The following is an 18278-nucleotide window of genomic DNA, read 5'->3' on the forward strand; positions in this document are numbered from 1 at the left end:
CCTCTCTATTTATGTAAACTCAGTCTTTCCACGTTAGAACATCGACAAACTCTTTTGTGATACGGGTTCATCTTAATGGTCCAAAATAGTTTAACCACGTTTTTTATTTGATTTATAAAACCTACTTAAAAATCTCTGGAAAATACAAATGTAAACCACGCTCTATTAATCAGTTACTTCCTTCATTTAAATTTATCACTAATTATGGATTATTAAAATAACATCAGAGTTAAACTATGTGATAGCTATTTTGATAAAGGATGTGTATTATATGGATTTTTTTCAAGGCCAAGTAACTCTTACTACCTTTGAGTGGATTCTTCGAGCTATTGTTGCTTTTTTCTTCTTATTAACTGTTACTAGAGTATTAGGTCAGCGTGTCATCTCTCAATTAAGACCTCTTGATTTCGCTATTGCTTTAGTCATTGGAAACATTATTGCTCATCCACTATCAGATGAACAACTTGGGCTTAAAGGGTCTATCGTTACAACCATTGTATTGGATGTACCATTTACAAAAGGCTAATAACAGTGTAATATTACACTATTAGTGGAATTTAACACTGTTACATGGAGATGATGTTATTTGAATAAAGAAACTGTAATTGATTTGATTTCTAAGAATGTTCGACTAATTCGTCTTGAAAAAGGATATTCTCAAGAAAAAATGGCTACTGTTCTAGGGATTTCCAAAAAGACACTGGTTCAAGTTGAAAAAGAAAGAACATCAATTGGTTGGACGAATGCAGTCGTAGTTTGTGCCTTATTTAAGGATAGTCAAATCCTAGAACACATTTTAGGAGAAGAACCTTTTGAAGTAATTGAAACACTAGCTCACGATGGTATCAATACTCCAAAAGTAAAAACATTAGGAGGAAAAATGTTTTGGAATGAGATTGCGAAAAAAGGAAAATTTCGAGTACAACAAAATGTGATCAGCCAACATTATCGTATTTTAGATGGTAGTGATTATAGGTGGTATAGCACGTTTGAAGAAGAAGAAGTTATGAATCGTTTTTACGAATTAACTAAGGAGTAATTAAATTTTAAAGGAGAAATTACAATGGATAAAAACAAGAGAGTCATTATATTAAACAGTATATTAGTAGGAACTATCGTACTAAATCTGTTTATTTTTACTTCACGTATGCGCTTTTTCCCTTGGTTTATTGAAGATGCATGGGGATATTTAGGATTATTCCTAACTGCACCAATTTTAATAGGTATTTTTTTCATACTAAGACATTTTCACAAGCAACAACTAGTCACAAATATAAATAAGACAATTCCATTGTTTGTCGCAATAACATCATTGATTATTGTGTTTGGGCCGACAACTGACTTTTTAAATATTGTTGCCCTTTTAATTAACGTAGCTTCAGTATTTTTAGCAACAAATTTCCTATTCAATCAAAATGGGGGGAAAAATAATTATGGATTTAGTAGTAAAAAATTAGAGTCGAATCTCTAACAAAGCAGGAAATTAGACTCATTTTATATCGAAATTTGTTTAGCGTATATTTTCGTTAAAATGTGGGCGGGACTCCGTAATGGCACTAAGTGAGGGTATTGATGCTGTAAATTATGTTTAATAAATAGAAGGGCCCCCTTTACCTAATCATAAAATCAGACTATCCCTACGAATTGCTTCTGTACGGCAGACACTCTTTTCCTTGCCTAATGGTTGCTGTACCCTTCGTTGTTGTATAAGGCGGTGTTTTCGGCAAAACGTTCATGACCAATAGCCGGATTGAATGATCTTTATAAAATATTTCATCAAACGAAGGGGTTATGTGTGGATCCGTATTTTCAAATATCCTTTTTTGTAATTCTTCTATGTCTATATCAAATGGAATCCCTATTAAAACATTTTCTATTCCCTGAATTTTGTCGGCCACGCCGAAAACAACGCTGCCCCCGCCGCCATTTGCCATACAAACAGCGTATTTAATCATTTTATTGACGTTTTCCTCCACAGCACTAAAATTCCATTGTTTAAAGTCTAGGTCCTGTGCCTCAAAATCATCTGCAATATGATGATCCAATTGCTGAATGATCTCCATGATTTCGCTTTTATCTTCATAAGAATATCCTCCTTTCCAGCAAAATCGATCTATATACCTTGCAAATACGTTAACCAATGCTTATACAAAAAAGGCAGTCCCTTATTACAAATACACTTGTAAGAACTACCTCTTATTATATTTATATGTTTGTTTCGTCATGGCTGTTTATAAAGCTTTTTGAAATTGCACGCCGGCTCCATACTTGCATAAAGCCCCCGTGGTTCATTGATCCATTCAATCGGCTTCATCATACATTATTCAACACATGCAATTCCCAACTTTCTCCAAACCGACACCTACATTTTTCGCTAAAGTAATACTTTTGAATAGACTAATCCTTTGCTAACGTTATCAGTAAATGTGAAAACGGATTTATTATGTAAGGATTTCAAAGGAAGGCTTACGTGCCACTCCTCAATATCTATAAAAGAAGAAAGTTGATGAACAAACATGGAAACTTAAACATTTATCAATACTCCTTGCACAGGTACCTGAAATTTTGTTAAACAGATTAGAACCTCATTTACTTATGATAAGGTTCTCCGTGACTAATCTATTTGAGGATTATTCAAATTGTTTTTAGAATAGAATTTAACAAAAAAAGTAGTGCCATCTAATCCAGTTTGAATTTCAATTTTCGCATTATGACGGGCAGCAATGGCGTAACAAATGCCTAACCCCAAGCCAGTGCCATTATCTTTGGTTGTATAGAATGGAGTACCCAGTTTCTCTAATATTTCTTGCCTGATACCTTCTCCTTGATCCCGTACTGCAAGAACTACACAATTTTCATCTTCTATGTAGGTACTGATGGATAGCACTTTCCCTGTGCTCATCGCTTCTAAGCCGTTACGGTATAGGTTTATTACTAATTGCCGTATCTCATTACGATTTAAAAGCAATTCTGGGATGTCTTTAGTATCGAATTGAATAAGTTTATTTTGATTAAATGTATCAATCTTTATTAAAGGTGAAATATCATAGATAATTGAATTTAAATCTAACATCTGTAAATCAGATGTCCTTGTATTTCCCATTGAAAGAAATTCAGTAATAATGGCATTGGCACGGTCAAGTTCTTCAATCATTAAATTAAAGTGGTCATTATGTTTTTCAAATTCGTCCTCTTTTTTTAATAACTGTAAGAATCCTCGTACCGTTGTCATTGGATTTCTAATCTCATGGCTGATACCTGCTGCCATTTGCCCTATTAATTCTAAGTTGGAAAACCTTCTCAGTTCATTTTCATATTTCTTTTTTTCCGTTACATTTTTAAATAGGCAACAGATACCCTCGTCATACGGGTAAGCCACTACTTCGTAACAATAATCTTCAGAGGTTGCGGGAATATCGAAATGTACAGGAACTCTCTCTAACATCGCACGATGAAATTCTTTATACATGACGGTATCTATACTTTTCGGGAAGATCTCCCATATATTTTTGCCTAATACATCTTTTGCCGCTTTCTTTTGTGGTAAATATTGATGTTTATTTATGTAAATAAATTCCCATTCTTTATTCAAAGCAAAGAACCCATCCGTAATACTTTCAATAACACTTGTAACTTTTTCATTAGCAGCGGCTAGTTCCCTTGTTCGCTCTTCCACCATGTTTTCAAGTTGGTCCATATCTAACAAGTTTGAAAACGTAGGGGCTGTGGCATCAACTATAGATTGTGCCAGTTGAATTTGGGATTCATCGTAACTGTGAGTTTTTCTCACCAAATCCACAACTGTTATTACCCCTAATACTTCTCCCATTGAAACCAATGGAATCATAAGCAGCCCCTTTGTATCCTCACTTGGGATGTGAATTATATTTTTTGTTATAATAGCCTCTTGGATCATGGCTTCATAGCTATGGACCATTTTTATGTTATTAAGGGTTTCACTCCACTCTGCTTCCGTCCAATCACAGTCTTTACTTAACTTCGTTAATCTAATTGTTTTTTTTTCTAACGGTTCTAGGAGGTGGGCAGCAATATTTTTGCTATCTAAAATCTTTCCTAAGTAGAAAAAGCATTTATCAAGACTTTCCTGTATCGAGGAACACATCGATAAATCACGTGTAACATTAAGCAACAACTGCTTTTCGGCAATAAGGTTTTCCTTTTGTGTTAAATTATTCACGTTTTGAATTGCGACTGCAGCCATATTCACATAAGCTTCAACACTTTGAATTTCCGACTCTGTCAAGTTCATTGGCGTTCCATAATCAAATAAAAAAACTAGACCAAATAACTCTTGCTCAATTGAGATAGGCAGAACTAATAAGGATTTAATTTTGAAGGCTTCAACTGATTTCGGATCCGGCCGATTATCTTTTGAGGTATCCGGGATGTGGATGGTTTTTTTAGTTTCAATCACTTCTTTGGCTAGTAAGTCTATATCAGGATCAATTAGTTGCGTATCGAGCGCCATGCCATTCATGAGTTCAGGTTTTCCTGCAAATCCTCTAAATGTTCCATCTTTTTGAGGTAAATAAATACCAACGGAATTACATTGAACAATCTCTTCAGATATTGCACTCGTTACACGCTGTAATACTTCACGTAGTTCTAACTTTGTATTTATTATTTTTGTTATATTTGCAAGCCTAGAATATCTTGTTTGTTCCATTAACATTCACACAGTCTCCAATCAATTGGGTTAGCGTTTATTATTTACGTCTTAGTGATCTTTCAAAGGAAGGATCCAAATAGAAATAAAGAATACTATATTATTAATAAAAAAGATTCCATACTGAATATCTTTTTACATTGAGTAGGAATTTGGATTACTTATTTGAATCGATTAATGAAAATGTATATGTACTAGCAATATTGGACACAAGTTGGAACTCTTATAACAACTGTTACTTTATTGTACAGGAAGTTGATAGATTTAGGTAAAAAGGAGCATTCCATATACCTTGAACAAGCTCTAAATAGAATAGGCAAATCACCAGAAGATGTTACTCTCATCTTAGCAACCCACGGTCATAAGGATCATGTACAAGAAGCTACTATTTTTAAAAATGCTTCTTTTGAAGAACAAGATGTATACCTCTCCGTCCCTTCCAAACGATAGCCTTATCCTGAAAACATTATCGAATTGCATGAATAATAGCCTTGTTTTTTGTTCCATAAAACTCTTTATTTGAAATTGGTGTTGTTCCCTACGACCACATTAATTGGTAATTTCCAAACCAATATCGATTTCTTTAACATAGTAACTACTTCTTGGAGCCCTCCACATTCTCATTAAATATATATTCTTATTATTTCTTTTGATAAAAAAGTATTTATTAGAACAAGTGTCTACTCAAAACGAAATATATGAGCATATACATATTGAATATCCAATAATTTGTTACGTTTTCGATGTTAAGAAGATAAGTGTAACTTTATTACGCGAGACCATTATTTTCTTCCCTACTGAAGTTTAACCTCTCATTTTTTTGGAGAATAAAATGAATTCGATAAAGGAGGAATAGAAAAATGATGCATCCGAATACCGAAATTCGGTATGTAAATGAGAAAGTAGGAATTGGAGTTTTTGCAACAAAATTAATTCCTAAAGGAACCATTGTCTGGATTAAAGATGATTTAGATATTGTTCTTGATGAGTCATATATTGAAAGTCTTGATGATGTTCGAAAAGAGTATATATATAAATACTCATATTTAGATAATGACGGCGAATATGTTCTCTCTTGTGATCACGCAAAGTATATTAACCATAGCTTCAATCCAAATATAGTAGATACAGTATATGATTTTGAGTTAGCTGCGAGAGACATTCAACCTGGCGAACAAATAACATGTGATTATGCTGCATTGGGTGAAGATGAAGATTTTGAATGTATACCTGAAGAAGGCACTTCAAGAACAAAAGTGACAGCAGATGACTATCTAGTTTTATACGAAGAGTGGGATAAAATGGCAATAGAGGCGTTTAAGTATTTCAACAAGGTGGAACAACCTCTAAAACATATGATCAGTGAGCAATATACTGATAAAGTAAATGCGGTTGCTAATGGAACCGAACCACTAGATTCAATCCTTACTTTATTTATCGATGATGACGAAGACTGAGATTGAATTTTCGAAATTTGAATAACAGTTTTAAAGGCTTTAACAAAACACGACCTAAAACAAATTTTTGAACGCTACTATCGAGGTACAAATACCAAAAACGTTCGCGGCACAGGTCTCGGCATGGCTATTTCTAGAGATATTATTGAGGCACACGGTGGAAATGTTATATTGTCGAGTAAAGTTGGCATCGGCACAACCGTGGAAATTCGTTTAAGTGAGTAAAAGATAAAAGGGCTATCTTAGTTGGAAAAATAACTAGAAAAGCCCTTTCTTATTGAAAAAAACAGTCCAAGTAAAATAATTAAACTGTTTCCTTTATTACTTCCTAAACCTCATTTACTTATGGTAAGGTTCACCGTAGCAGGGCTAAATGAGGTTTATTCTCTTTTCCATTTTAGATAGCCGGCTGAAGGACCACCCAACTCTCTCCTACTCCAACAGCTCTTCCGGAAGCAGCTTAAATCCTTCAATCATCGTGTCTTCTTCCACCTCGATCAATAGACAGCGTTTGCCATTGTAATTGATCTGTTTGACATATCTCAAGTCTTGCGGGCTGATCGCAATATTCGCTACTTTCGTGCTGATTTTGATTGACTTGGACGCGTAGCTTGGAACGACATGGCTTGCTTTCATTTCATAGTTTTTGTCTTCAACCACCTGCTGAAAGGCCATTTCCACTTTTTCCGTACTCACATCTTTTACGCCGCTCGCCTTCAACACACGTGCAACCTCTATAGAATCCAAAGTAGGAGTACTCCCTACTTCGTCCTCACCCTCTTTTTCCACCAATAACATATTATTGATTTCATCATATACACCGGCGAGGGTTTTCGAATTTACTTCATCACCAATTACTGCTTTGACAATTTCTTCAAACACCGCTTTATCTTCCTCGGCAGTCATGATTTCATTGCCGTTCAACACATTCTCGATAAACTGGAAATCTGGTTTATTCGCTTTGCTCGCAGCATAAAGGACGTGATTGATGTCTGCGGCGTTGTCCGTGAAGCTAGGGAACAGAAATCCACCAATTGGAGTGGCAAGTTTAATGACGGGATCAGCCAGCAGACTGGACTTAAACTCTTTCTCGACAAAATCAAACACCAGTGAACGTTTCGGCAGTTCGGTTTGATTCATGCTACTGAGGATAAAAGGAGTGGTATACACTTCATCTCGATCGTCTATTTCCGTTTCATCGGGATGACGTTTCGTCGTTTTATAATAATTTCCACGAATGAATGTGATGACTATGTCCTTTTCATATTGGCTATCCTGAACCATCTTCAAGGCGATACGTTGCATACCCGCTTTCCATTCCCCGACATCATCTGCATGAAGCCCCTCAAATAAAAGTCGCTGCGTATGGTCCGTTTGCCCCTCTCCTTGACGCTGGAACTTCACATCAAACAGCTTCACATCTAGTTTCCCACCTAAAACCTTTTTAAAGTTGGCAAGGAACAGCTCTTGCTGCTCCCGGTCCAGCAAGGAAAATGTGCGGCTCTCTTCATAAAAGATATCACTGCTTTCCTGCTTGATGTAAACGTTATAAATGTCAGCGATTTTCAGTAAATCAGTATCCATCTTAAATTGTTTGCGAATCTCCGCTATATCCTTATTATTCATCTCTAATTCCAACTCCCTGGCAAGTAAGATCCGCGTTATCTACAAAAAAAGAGCATCCAAAGCTACAGTTTAGCTTCTGACACCCCTTTATTATAACAATATTTAAAATGAAGAAAGGAACACAGTCAATTTTGGATCGAGTGACTCCTGTGGGAGCAGCGTAGCGACGTGTCCAGTGAGGCCCGCGCGGAAAGCGTTTGCCTGTTTCTGTCTCTGCATCGCTGTGCTAGCTTCGAGACATGAAAAGGCGTTGCATCGCTGCGCTAGCTTCGAAACCTAACGAGAACCATCCCCTGTTTCATAAGCATTCTTGCTTCATCAAACACAAGAAATGTCCCCGTGTCTCAGTCGTAATAATCTCAATTATTTAAAAGGAATTTTATAGTATATAATGGACATATAATAAAAAAGAGAGAAGTATTGTAAGCACTTCTCCCCATGTAACCTCTACCGTCAGGGTGGTGGTTGTCATTGTGGATTATTTATGAGAACCACCCTTTTGCTTGCGACGGCGCAGGGTGGTTTTCTTGTCTTCTAGAACATTCTTCCGAAAAAAATATGCGCTTACTTCACGCAGAACTCCCTTCAGAACTTCTCTGAAAATTTCAAGAAATGTTTCCGTGATTATCACCTCCTTTCCTAACAAAGGAAAAGAAGATTGACAACCCGGCCACCCCAACAATATACAGCTAACAACTCCATTCTATCGTTTACTACCTATCTAAAAACCTATCAATCTTCGACAAATATCAGGGAGTGCCAGGAACGAATATTAGAACTTTCTAATTTCATCGACTGTCTTTCGATCTAATTGTTTAATAATTTTACGCTCTCCCGTTATACGATACGGAGGCAAAAAGAAAATAAAAAAGTTAGCTTTTTTAGTGATTAACAGTAATTCAATTGAGGCTCATGAGATACACCCTATAGAGCATTTCTTTGTAAAGAGGAATGTTTTTATTTTTGCCTTAATAACTTATTAACAATAAAAACATTATAAAAATAAATAAAAATTTATTGTTTATCGATAAATAAAATGTTAATATCTAAAAAACAATACTTATGAGAGGTGCTTTTCATGAAACCTGAGAAGACAGTCAAAGGTAAGAGAGTTTGATTAATAAACATTATTGAGGAAAGTGTAGGACTTAATATGACAATTATTAAGGGAGGTATAATCATGGACAGTAACAATTTAATTATTGAAAATATTGCTAATCCCCATGAGCTGGAGAGAATGTTTAGAAATGACCCCAAAGCCTTTAAAAAGTCATTCTCAGACGCATGGGAACAAAATCCTGATTCTCAGGTTCTTGGCATTTGGTATGAAAGATTGCATTTCAAGGAGACGGCACATTCAGAAAAATCTTCCTTGCTTCAAAAAGGTTTCTTATTCATGGGCATTTTAGCCATTCTGGCCGGGATAAGCACCAGAATCATTTTCCATTTTGTCGAACAAGAAGCAATTGCTCCAATTAACCTGGCTTTTGGTATTATTCCCTTTATTGCTGCCTATTTTGTTTACAATAATACTCCGAAAAAAAGTGTTATTTATTCCCTTGCAGCGTTGTTCCTAATTTCCGGGTTTTATCTTAATATGCTGCCATTAAATTATAAAGACAGTATTATCCTTGCTTATTTACACCTTCCCATATTCTTATGGGTATTGGTAGGGCTTGCATTTACAGGAAATGAATATTCAAAAGGCAGTACAAGATTAGCCTATATTAAATTTAATTTGGAATATTGTATTCTCTACGCCAGCATGGCAGTTAGCGGAATGGTGCTAGCGGCATTAACCATGCAGTTATTTAGCTTTGTTGGCTTGGATATAGAAGAATTCTATTTTAGTAATATCGTTTTATTTGGTGCTGCCGCTCTCGCTATTGTGGCTGCATACCTGGTATCAATGAATCTTAATCTTGCTAAGAATATTACACCATATATAGCTAAAATTTTTAGTCCTCTTGTTCTGATCACATTGTTGGTCTATCTTATAACGGTTATATGGGTCGGAAAAAATCCATTCTTGGACCGCAATTTCCTGATAGCCTTCAACGGAATACTCCTTGGTGTATTGGCCGTTACCATATTTTCTATTACCGAAAGCGACTCAGACGAGAAAAAGAACATTTCAGATTATATAAATTTTTCCTTAATTGTTCTTGCGCTTATCATTGACAGTGTGGCTTTGTCAGCCATCGTGTTCAGACTTTCTTCTTATGGCATTACACCAAACAGACTTGCTGTTTTAGGTGTAAACATACTTATCTGGGGAAATCTTATTTGGATTATGGTCTCATATATGCGTTTTCTACAAAACAAGACCGGACCTTCACCCATCCAAGATGCGGTCACTAAGTATTTGCCAGTTTACGGACTTTGGGCGGCTTTCGTTACATTTACTTTTCCTTTCTTTTTTAATTAGAAAGGCTATATTAATGTAACGGATGTTGATCTTCCTTATAAACACCAAAAATGAAAAAGTTATACTCATAACTTTTTCATTTTTGGCTTTTTATTTTTCTAAAAAAACCTCATTTACTTATGATACGGTTCCCCTTTAATAATCCGAAAAGCTCGATATACTTGCTCCACCAACACCAATTTCATCAATTGGTGTGGCAAGGTCATTTTTGAGAATGACAGCTTTTCATCAGAGCGCTTCATCACGTCTTCATGCAGACCGAGTGATCCTCCGATGACGAACGCGATTTTGCTGCGACCATATGTCATGAGTGACTGTAAATCATCCGCTAGTTGTTCAGATGATTTCATTTTGCCCTCGATTGCCAATGCGATGACATAAGTGTCCGTTCCGATTTTTGCCAAAATGCGTTCGCCTTCTTTTTTCTTGACGATTTCCATGTCAGCATCACTTAAATTTTCCGGTGCTTTTTCGTCTGCCACTTCAATCAAATCTATTTTTGCGTAACTTCCCAATCGTTTTGTGTATTCTTCAATACCCATTTTTAAGTACTTTTCTTTTAACTTCCCAACGGAAATTATTGCGATATTCACAGGTTATCCACCTTTACACTTTATTTACAAACACGCTATCCACAGAAGTTATACACATATCCACAACCACAAACTATATATAGTAGGCAATCATTCGTTCGCCACTAAATATATTGCAGCGACATCACAGTAATCGCATTTTGTGGATATCTTTTCTTCATCTGTGAGTTCCGTTAAAATCGGGAAGGTATTTTGCTCAGCCACAAACATGTCCAATGCATGTTCTATATGGGTTTGACAGCATTTAATTTTCATTTTTCTTCATCCTTTCGATTTTCGAACAATTCAATTAGTTATACACAATTCACACAACTTTATCCACAATCTATTTTAACAAACAAAAAGCGAGTAGGAAAGGTACGGGTTCGCACCTTCTACTCGCTGTGTAAATGTTTTGTTAATATAAAATTGTTATCCACAATTCTTTTTGGTCATCCACAACATTGACAAACCTTTTTATAGAGCTGAATTGTCTTTCAATTCTAAGGTCGCTTCTATCAGTTGACCTTTACGATACACTTTCAATTTCAAATCGTCACCGATTTCTTTTTCATTGTATAAGTGTTTACGTAAATCGATCATGTTCTCGATTTTTTCTCCATCCATTTCAACGATTACATCATATTGTTTCAATTCCGCTTTTTCCGCTGCTGATCCTTCTATTACTTCGTCAACGACCACCCCTGTTGAAACTTCTTCCGGTAAACGAAGTGTATCTCTCTGGTGGTAAGCAGAAACGTTGGTCACATCGACTAATGTTACACCCATTGAAGGACGTTTCATTTCGCCGAATTTTTCAAGATCTTCAATGACAGGAATGGCAGAGTTAATTGGAATCGCAAGGCCAATCCCTTCGACTGTCGCCTGAGATATTTTCATGGAATTGATTCCTATCAATTGACCAGCTAAATTGACAAGTGCCCCACCACTATTTCCTGGGTTGATGGCTGCATCCGTTTGCAATACTTCAGCCTGCCAATCAATTTGGTTATCTCCATTTAAATCAACCGGAATTGCACGGTCTTTACCGGAAACAACACCTGTCGTTACGGATCCTGAAAAATCCAGACCAAGTGGATTACCGATTGCAATGACCGTTTCCCCTTGTTTCAATGAATCTGAATTTCCAAATTCCGCAACTGTTGTCACTTTGGAAGCATCCATTTCTAAAACAGCTAAGTCTGTCCAAATATCGGCCCCAAGTAATTTGGCATCCACTTTGGCTCCGTCTGCCAATGTCACTTCTATTTGAGTTGCACCTTCAATAACATGATTGTTGGTAACAACGTATGCTTTATCTCCTGATTTTTTATAGATGACACCTGAACCTGTTCCCGCTTCTTGTTCTTCACTGGTTGGTCTCAAGAAATCTGACGTGGATTGAATGTTAGTCACGCCTACAACTGCGTTCGCTGCCTTGTCGACTGCAGATGTGACATCAGTAGTTATATCCGCAGATATTTGCTGATTAGTTGAAGACACAGCTGATGAGTCTTTGGCACTTAACTCGTTTCCACCAGGCATCATGCCAACGAGCGAAGGAAGCATCAGCCAAACGATTAATGCCCCAATCATAACCCCGATAAGACCACTGAAAAAGTAGCCACCTTTACTTCCTTTCCTAATAATCCTCGTTTGTTGTTCTTTTTGTGGATCTGATGGTATTTGATCGTAGTAACCCATAGATAATCTCCCTTTCTGTTATTCGATACCTTTACTTTACCAAGTCAACATTAAAATTAAATGAAAATGAATTTAAAACTTGCTCAAAATAAAGAAAAGCGTATAGTGCCACTCAAGCTCGAAGCCATGAAATGTGGAACAGGCCGTGAGTTGGCACTTGGTGCTAGACACTACTTAGTTAAAAAAAGCATCAAAAAACCCCACAAATTTGTGGGGTTTAGATAGTCACTAATTCAGTGGCTTTATTGGCATCTGTATCAAAAAGATTCAAATATTCACCGGTAATAATTCCGCATGATTCAAGTGTTTGAGTAACACTCATTCGTGCCAGGTCCTTCATGTTATTATCTTTACTCAAATGAGAAAGATAGATACGTGTTGGTTTTTCTTCGACAACTTCGCTCATTGCGACAGCGGCATCTTCGTTTGACACATGTCCTACGTCGCTTAAAATCCGGCGTTTGACCGACCACGGGTAACGACCCATTTGCAGCATTCCTACGTCATGATTGCTCTCGAACACAAATGAATCCGCACCTTTGATATGACCCTTCATCCGGTCACTGACATATCCAGTATCCGTGATTAACACCAGTTTACGTCCATTTTCATGAAATACGTAAAACATTGGATCCGCAGCATCATGGGATACAGCGAACGATTGAATGTCCAGTGAGCCGAATGTTTTTACAGTCTCCATATCAAAATGAAAACGTTGCTCGAGCGGAATGTTTCCGACAAGATGTTCCATTGCCATCCAGGTCTTGGCATTGGCATATATGGGAACTTTATATTTACGGGCGAGAATTCCAAGCCCTTTTATGTGATCACTATGTTCATGCGTAACCAAAATTCCGCTTAAGTTTTTCACATTGCGGTCAACAGAGGCGAACAACTCCTCCATTTTACGTCCACTAAGACCAGCATCCACTAAAAATGAATGTTCTTCGGTTTCAACGTAAATGGCATTTCCGCTACTGCCGCTTGCTAGAACACTAAAACGCATGATGAAAACTCCTTACTCTACTTCTTTTTTCTCGGACTCTTTGTTAAATTCGATAATCTTTCCTTCTACGGCATTTACAAAATAGTCTTCCTTCGAGCCATCTTGTAATTCTACACGAACTCGCCAAGTCGGTGCAAACACTTGTGTTTCCGTCAATTGAACGAGTGTGGAATATCCTAAACTGATTTTTGTAATCGTCGAATTTGGTTTCAATAAATTCCGTGTATATAATACTTCAACTGCTTTTTCATCCGGCAATAGATTTTCGGTTTGCTCAAAATCATCTTCCAACTTTTCGAAGGCCGTTTGTTCATATCTATATACTTCATTATCTTCATTCCAATAAATTGTGAGAAGCGCATTTTGGTTAAAGAAGATTTGGCGATTATTGATAGTTTGGAAAAACACTGCTTTTTTAGCTTTTGCATCAACCTCATACAAGTCGTATGACGAGCCTTCGAATACATGCGTATTAACAAAGTCCTTGAGTGTTGCCGGGTCTTCTAAACTTGCTAATACCACTGGTTTTTTAAATGTGGCTACAAGTTCAGTACGATCAAATATTTCAAAGGTTTGATTATCCAATGTTTTTAACTCTTCAGGAGAGTAGACACGAATGTTGCCGGAAACATATGATTCTTTCAGTGTATTTTCAGGCGCACTCTCATAACGAATGTTATCCGCTTGCAAACGTTCTTCAATTGTTGTTTCACCCAGCACTTCGACTTCCTGTGCTTCATTGTAACGATTTATATATAGTAAATACAAAAATACGTTTAAAATAGAAAACACGATAATGAAGATGGTTTTTGTTTTATTCCAATCCAAACTTCCCACCTCCTAAAACATCAGGTGAAATGCGAGACCACTGATTGTTTGATAAATAAAACCAGGATGGTTCCAATGTCAATAATCGTCTTTCGTCATCGCGTGTTAAATAGTAGCCCGTGGTAATTTCATCGATATTGTTAAAATCAAGTTCTTTCACGGTTTTCATGACACGTGAAGCTTTCTCACCTGAAGGCAACGTTGAAATCACGGTATCAAATGCCAACGACAGATCAAGCGTATAGTAAGGTCTCCGATAGCGATAAATCCCGGGGTCTCCCCAAAACGCCGTTATTTTTGTAGATGTTTCATCACTGAATACGGGATATCCCAACAAATACAATTGGTAATCTATTTGCTGCTTTTCCGGGTTGATACTTGCAAAACGAAATTCATCTGTCCAGCCCCCGTGTTCATTTACATAATCCAAGCTATCAAAAATCAACTTAGATGGCTCGGCTGGTACAAAAGTTTCAGCAGAAGGATTCACAAAACTTAATGTGCGTTCAAGCAAGTTCACATTCATTAATGAGGTTCCATCCGAATATTCTTCATTTGTTGCGCCTACAGGACTTTGACGAACTAGATTTGGGTCACTGAACAGGGCGTCCCTGAAGCGATTGGGATCTATTTCTTGCAGGTAATATGTGTAACGGATACTTTCCACATCTTTTGCTGTAACAAAAAGTGAAGACCTTCCTTTTCGTTCAATTTCCGTGAACTGTGTAAAATTAGCCGTCGGTGATACTACTTCTTGCTTCAATAAATTCATATCAACATTACCTGCAATTGCTGAATACAGTTTTTTGGATTTTGAACTGGCAAAGTAGATTTTCAGTTCATTATTATCAATACTATTCCAATTGACAATTAAGCGATCAAATTCATTTTCAGGTATGTTTGTCATCGAAAATGGCAAAATGATATCATATACCGGAAACGGCACATCATCCGGGAAGAATAGGGTAAAGCGATCAGGCGCATGAATCAGTTCATTTAAATCCATTTCACTTAAATTATTGTTCTCTAATTTCAACTCACTGACTTCCCAGCCCTTCATGACATTAATAACACGATCCAAGTCAAACGGAGACATAGAACCAGTCATTTTGTTTTCCCGACTCGCTATTATTTTATATGGTTTGATTACATCATCTACACGTTTTTGATCTGCAATTGATATATTGAGTACCGGTGCTTGTTTAATGGTTTCATAGTTCGGTGTATAGGTCCATATTGTAAACGTCAGTGTCACACTTAAAACGACAAGCAAGGTGAGGACAATCGATTTAATTTGCTCTACATACTTCAATCCCATTCACCTGCCTCATCCAACTCAAATGGCAACGTAAAGAATATCGTCGTCCCATGTCCTTCTTCACTCTCTGCCCAAATGGCTCCACCGTGTGCTTCAATCATTTCCCGGGCAATAGCTAGTCCAAGTCCTGAGCCCCCCATTGACCTTGCCCGCGCGCGGTCCACACGATAAAAACGGTCAAAAATTCGTTCTACATTTTCTTTTGGAATTCCCATGCCATCATCCGATACCATCACTTTTAAGAATCCTTCTTGCACAATAATGCCAAAACGAATATTACCGCCATCCGGCGAATATTTTAAAGCATTCGAAATGATATTATCAATGACTTGTGTTAATTTATCAGCATCGATTTCCACAAAGAATTGTGAATCTGGCAATAATCGTTGGAAATGAACTTGTTGTGATTTCGACATTTCAAAACGATCGATGATTCGATTGAAGAATTTAATGAACTCAACAAACTCTTTATTCAAATCGTAAGAACGGCTGTCCATTTTCGATAACTGTAACAGGTCATTAACCAAACGAATCATACGCTCAGTTTCCGTCTGCGTAACATTCAGGAATGAAGGTGCTAATTCCTGGTCTTGCCACGCGCCATCCGCAAGGGCTTCTAAGTAGCTGCGCATCGTCGTTAATGGTGTCCTTAGTTCGTGTGATACGTTGGCTACGAATTCACGACGCTCCATATCAATTTTCTCTTGTTCGGTATTGTCATGAAGAACTGTAATCAGGCCATTTACGAATCCTGTTTCTTTCTGAATGACCGAGAAATTTGCGCGCAGAATATACGGACGTTCTGGTGAACTGAAATCCAAGTTAATGGACTCTTTCATATGAATTAAATCTTCAAATGTATATTCCGCTTCTATTCCAAGAACGGATGAAATGGGACGATGCAATACCAGTTCTCTTGATACTCTCAACAGTCTCAGAGCTGGATCATTGATTAAAATAATACGCCCTTTTCGATCCGTTGCAATTACGCCATCCGTCATGTTAGAAAGGACTGACGCTAGTTTGCGTCGTTCACCTTCCGTAGTGGACTGGGCTTCTTGCAGACGGTTGGTCAAGTGATTGAAGGCAATTGCCAATTGCCCAATTTCATCATTTCCGTAAACGCGCACTTTACGGGAGAAGTTCCCTTTTGCCATAGCCTGTGCTTGTCTACGCATATCTGAAATCGGCCGTGTGATGGTCTGGGCAATCAAAATCCCCAAAATGATGGTGATGGCAAGTGACATCGCTGTGCCACCAGCAAGAATTCGGTTAATTTGATTCATCTGCTCAAAAACTGTTTCGATATTTGATTCCAAGTAAATCGTACCGAGTACTTCACCTTGATCTATTATAGGTGAAGTGAGAACCCAAATACGATCGCCTTTTTTTAATGAAATTTTATTGTCTGGTGTTTCAGAAGATATGGATCGACGGACCATCGCATCTGTTGAACGTTGACCAACAATGGATTGATTGGTCGTTTCGGATGTTGCTAGAATACGAAAATTGGGATCAATCACACTAATTTCATTAATATCTTCCGAACGGATACTGAATAGAACAGAACGTAAACTTTGCTCTAAAGTAGGGTCTTCTTCTCCCCGCTTCTTTATAATTTCTTCACGCACACTAAACTCCACCAAATCCACTCGTTCTTCAATGGATTTGGTGAAGCTTGCTTTAAGCGTTTGTTCTAATTCGCGCGCAAAATATATTCCTATGATTTCCATTGCCAATATAATAAGCAATATATAAACAAGGACAATTTTGACGTGAATTGATTTAAAAAAGCCAACCTTTTGCATTCTGTCTACTCCTGTTCAGGATTACGCAAATAATACCCTACGCCGCGACGTGTCACAATCCATGCGGGGTGACTTGGGTTATCCTCAATTTTTTCACGAAGGCGACGAATGGTTACGTCTACAGTACGAACATCTCCAAAATAATCATAACCCCATACAGTTTGCAGTAAATGTTCGCGTGTCATCACTTGACCGATATGTTTTGCCAAGTAATGTAGCAATTCAAACTCACGGTGTGTGAGTTCAATTGATTCCTCTCTTTTCAAAACTAAATACGCATCTGGCTGAATAATTAATGAGCCAACCGCAATATCATTTGACGCATCTTCTGCATCTTCTGATTGTACGGTTTGATGGCGACGCATATTGGCTTTCACACGGGCAATCAATTCACGAGTACTGAACGGTTTAGTTACATAATCATCTGCACCTAATTCCAAACCAAGAACTTTATCAATTTCCGAGTCTTTCGCTGTCAGCATGATAATAGGAAAATCGTGTTTTTTACGAATCTCACGACAGACTTCCATTCCATCCCGGTTTGGTAACATAATATCCAGTAACATCAAATCGGGTTTGATTTCTTCTGCTTTTGCTAAAGCTTCATCACCGTCATAAGCACAAACGACATTGTAGCCTTCTTTCTTTAAATTGAATTGTAGAATGTCCGCAATCGGCTTCTCGTCATCTACTACTAAAATTGTTTTACTCATTGTTCGTCATCCTCTCTTGCCATCTATCTATTTAAATATGAATTGACCTCTTTATACTACTTACTCTATCACGCTTTACTATGTTACGCACCTATCGACTAGAGGAATCAGAATGTTGAATATTTCCCGGG

15 protein-coding genes and 2 pseudogenes are annotated in these 18278 nt (G+C 37.3%); 6 read left to right on the forward strand and 11 right to left on the reverse strand.

What is annotated here, in order from left to right; all coding sequences use genetic code 11:
• Nucleotides 1-271 precede the first annotated feature (271 nt).
• The 3 genes and pseudogenes from MHH33_RS17890 to MHH33_RS17900 all read left to right on the forward strand — a co-directional run.
• A pseudogene (locus MHH33_RS17890) lies at nucleotides 272-508 on the forward strand (hypothetical protein); the annotation flags it as partial.
• A gap of 78 nt (nucleotides 509-586) precedes the next feature.
• Nucleotides 587-1039: a helix-turn-helix transcriptional regulator gene (locus tag MHH33_RS17895; RefSeq protein WP_342542575.1), complete on the forward strand. Its 453-nt coding sequence runs from the start codon at nucleotides 587-589 to the stop codon at nucleotides 1037-1039.
• 24 nt (nucleotides 1040-1063) lie between these two features.
• The gene (locus tag MHH33_RS17900; protein WP_342542576.1) at nucleotides 1064-1471 is read left to right on the forward strand and encodes a hypothetical protein; all 408 of its coding nucleotides are present in this window, start codon (nucleotides 1064-1066) and stop codon (nucleotides 1469-1471) included.
• Nucleotides 1472-1637: 166 nt separating this feature from the next.
• On the opposite strand, the gene MHH33_RS17905 is transcribed toward MHH33_RS17900, so the two are convergent.
• On the reverse strand, nucleotides 1638-2063 hold the full coding sequence (locus tag MHH33_RS17905; protein WP_342542577.1) for an ATP-binding protein: 426 nt from the start codon (nucleotides 2061-2063) through the stop codon (nucleotides 1638-1640).
• Nucleotides 2064-2614: 551 nt separating this feature from the next.
• A complete protein-coding gene (locus MHH33_RS17910; protein WP_342542578.1) occupies nucleotides 2615-4693 on the reverse strand; it encodes a GAF domain-containing protein in 2079 nt (692 codons plus the stop codon).
• Between the two features lie 854 nt (nucleotides 4694-5547).
• On the opposite strand from MHH33_RS17910, the gene MHH33_RS17915 reads away from it, so the two are divergent.
• On the forward strand, nucleotides 5548-6144 hold the full coding sequence (locus MHH33_RS17915) for an SET domain-containing protein (RefSeq protein WP_342542579.1): 597 nt from the start codon (nucleotides 5548-5550) through the stop codon (nucleotides 6142-6144).
• 51 nt (nucleotides 6145-6195) lie between these two features.
• Nucleotides 6196-6369: pseudogene (locus MHH33_RS17920) on the forward strand (sensor histidine kinase); the annotation flags it as partial.
• Between the two features lie 207 nt (nucleotides 6370-6576).
• Here MHH33_RS17920 and MHH33_RS17925 read toward each other — a convergent pair.
• Complete coding sequence (locus tag MHH33_RS17925) at nucleotides 6577-7770, reverse strand: DUF4317 domain-containing protein (protein WP_342542580.1); 1194 nt, start codon at nucleotides 7768-7770, stop codon at nucleotides 6577-6579.
• A 1180-nt stretch (nucleotides 7771-8950) separates the two neighbouring features.
• Between MHH33_RS17925 and MHH33_RS17930 the strand changes: the two genes are divergently transcribed.
• On the forward strand, nucleotides 8951-10198 hold the full coding sequence (locus MHH33_RS17930) for a DUF4153 domain-containing protein (RefSeq protein WP_036659591.1): 1248 nt from the start codon (nucleotides 8951-8953) through the stop codon (nucleotides 10196-10198).
• Nucleotides 10199-10311: 113 nt separating this feature from the next.
• On the opposite strand, the gene rlmH is transcribed toward MHH33_RS17930, so the two are convergent.
• From rlmH to yycF, 8 genes are all read right to left on the reverse strand, one after another.
• A complete protein-coding gene (gene rlmH / locus MHH33_RS17935) occupies nucleotides 10312-10791 on the reverse strand; it encodes a 23S rRNA (pseudouridine(1915)-N(3))-methyltransferase RlmH (protein WP_016428904.1) in 480 nt (159 codons plus the stop codon).
• 90 nt (nucleotides 10792-10881) lie between these two features.
• Nucleotides 10882-11046: a CxxH/CxxC protein gene (locus tag MHH33_RS17940; protein WP_016428905.1), complete on the reverse strand. Its 165-nt coding sequence runs from the start codon at nucleotides 11044-11046 to the stop codon at nucleotides 10882-10884.
• Between the two features lie 201 nt (nucleotides 11047-11247).
• Nucleotides 11248-12474 carry a trypsin-like peptidase domain-containing protein gene (locus tag MHH33_RS17945; RefSeq protein WP_342542581.1) on the reverse strand — a complete coding sequence of 409 codons (1227 nt, stop codon included), beginning with the start codon at nucleotides 12472-12474 and terminating at the stop codon, nucleotides 11248-11250.
• A 217-nt stretch (nucleotides 12475-12691) separates the two neighbouring features.
• Nucleotides 12692-13480 carry an MBL fold metallo-hydrolase gene (locus MHH33_RS17950; protein ID WP_342542582.1) on the reverse strand — a complete coding sequence of 263 codons (789 nt, stop codon included), beginning with the start codon at nucleotides 13478-13480 and terminating at the stop codon, nucleotides 12692-12694.
• A 12-nt stretch (nucleotides 13481-13492) separates the two neighbouring features.
• Nucleotides 13493-14308: a two-component system regulatory protein YycI gene (yycI, locus tag MHH33_RS17955; protein ID WP_342542583.1), complete on the reverse strand. Its 816-nt coding sequence runs from the start codon at nucleotides 14306-14308 to the stop codon at nucleotides 13493-13495.
• On the reverse strand, nucleotides 14295-15626 hold the full coding sequence (gene yycH / locus MHH33_RS17960; protein WP_342542584.1) for a two-component system activity regulator YycH: 1332 nt from the start codon (nucleotides 15624-15626) through the stop codon (nucleotides 14295-14297). The genes yycI and yycH overlap by 14 nt, the downstream gene beginning before the upstream one ends.
• Nucleotides 15617-17434 (reverse strand): cell wall metabolism sensor histidine kinase WalK, encoded by a 1818-nt coding sequence (walK, locus tag MHH33_RS17965; RefSeq protein WP_342542585.1) that lies wholly within the window; start codon nucleotides 17432-17434, stop codon nucleotides 15617-15619. The genes yycH and walK overlap by 10 nt, the downstream gene beginning before the upstream one ends.
• A 5-nt stretch (nucleotides 17435-17439) precedes the next feature.
• Nucleotides 17440-18147, reverse strand: a complete 708-nt coding sequence (gene yycF / locus MHH33_RS17970) for a response regulator YycF (protein ID WP_016428911.1) — start codon at nucleotides 18145-18147, stop codon at nucleotides 17440-17442.
• Between the last annotated feature and the right edge of the window lie 131 nt (nucleotides 18148-18278).

Origin of the sequence: Paenisporosarcina sp. FSL H8-0542 (genome assembly GCF_038632915.1) — a bacterium.
In the GTDB taxonomy this organism is placed as follows: domain Bacteria; phylum Bacillota; class Bacilli; order Bacillales_A; family Planococcaceae; genus Paenisporosarcina.

Coding starts and splice junctions, on each gene's coding strand:
- MHH33_RS17900 (WP_342542576.1), top strand. CDS start 1,064: ATGGATAAAAACAAGAGAGTCATTATATTAAACAGTATATTAGTAGGA.
- MHH33_RS17905 (WP_342542577.1), bottom strand. CDS start 2,063: ATGGAGATCATTCAGCAATTGGATCATCATATTGCAGATGATTTTGAG.
- MHH33_RS17910 (WP_342542578.1), bottom strand. CDS start 4,693: ATGTTAATGGAACAAACAAGATATTCTAGGCTTGCAAATATAACAAAA.
- MHH33_RS17915 (WP_342542579.1), top strand. CDS start 5,548: ATGATGCATCCGAATACCGAAATTCGGTATGTAAATGAGAAAGTAGGA.
- MHH33_RS17925 (WP_342542580.1), bottom strand. CDS start 7,770: ATGAATAATAAGGATATAGCGGAGATTCGCAAACAATTTAAGATGGAT.
- MHH33_RS17930 (WP_036659591.1), top strand. CDS start 8,951: ATGGACAGTAACAATTTAATTATTGAAAATATTGCTAATCCCCATGAG.
- MHH33_RS17940 (WP_016428905.1), bottom strand. CDS start 11,046: ATGAAAATTAAATGCTGTCAAACCCATATAGAACATGCATTGGACATG.
- MHH33_RS17945 (WP_342542581.1), bottom strand. CDS start 12,474: ATGGGTTACTACGATCAAATACCATCAGATCCACAAAAAGAACAACAA.
- MHH33_RS17950 (WP_342542582.1), bottom strand. CDS start 13,480: ATGCGTTTTAGTGTTCTAGCAAGCGGCAGTAGCGGAAATGCCATTTAC.
- yycH (WP_342542584.1), bottom strand. CDS start 15,626: ATGGGATTGAAGTATGTAGAGCAAATTAAATCGATTGTCCTCACCTTG.
- walK (WP_342542585.1), bottom strand. CDS start 17,434: ATGCAAAAGGTTGGCTTTTTTAAATCAATTCACGTCAAAATTGTCCTT.
- yycF (WP_016428911.1), bottom strand. CDS start 18,147: ATGAGTAAAACAATTTTAGTAGTAGATGACGAGAAGCCGATTGCGGAC.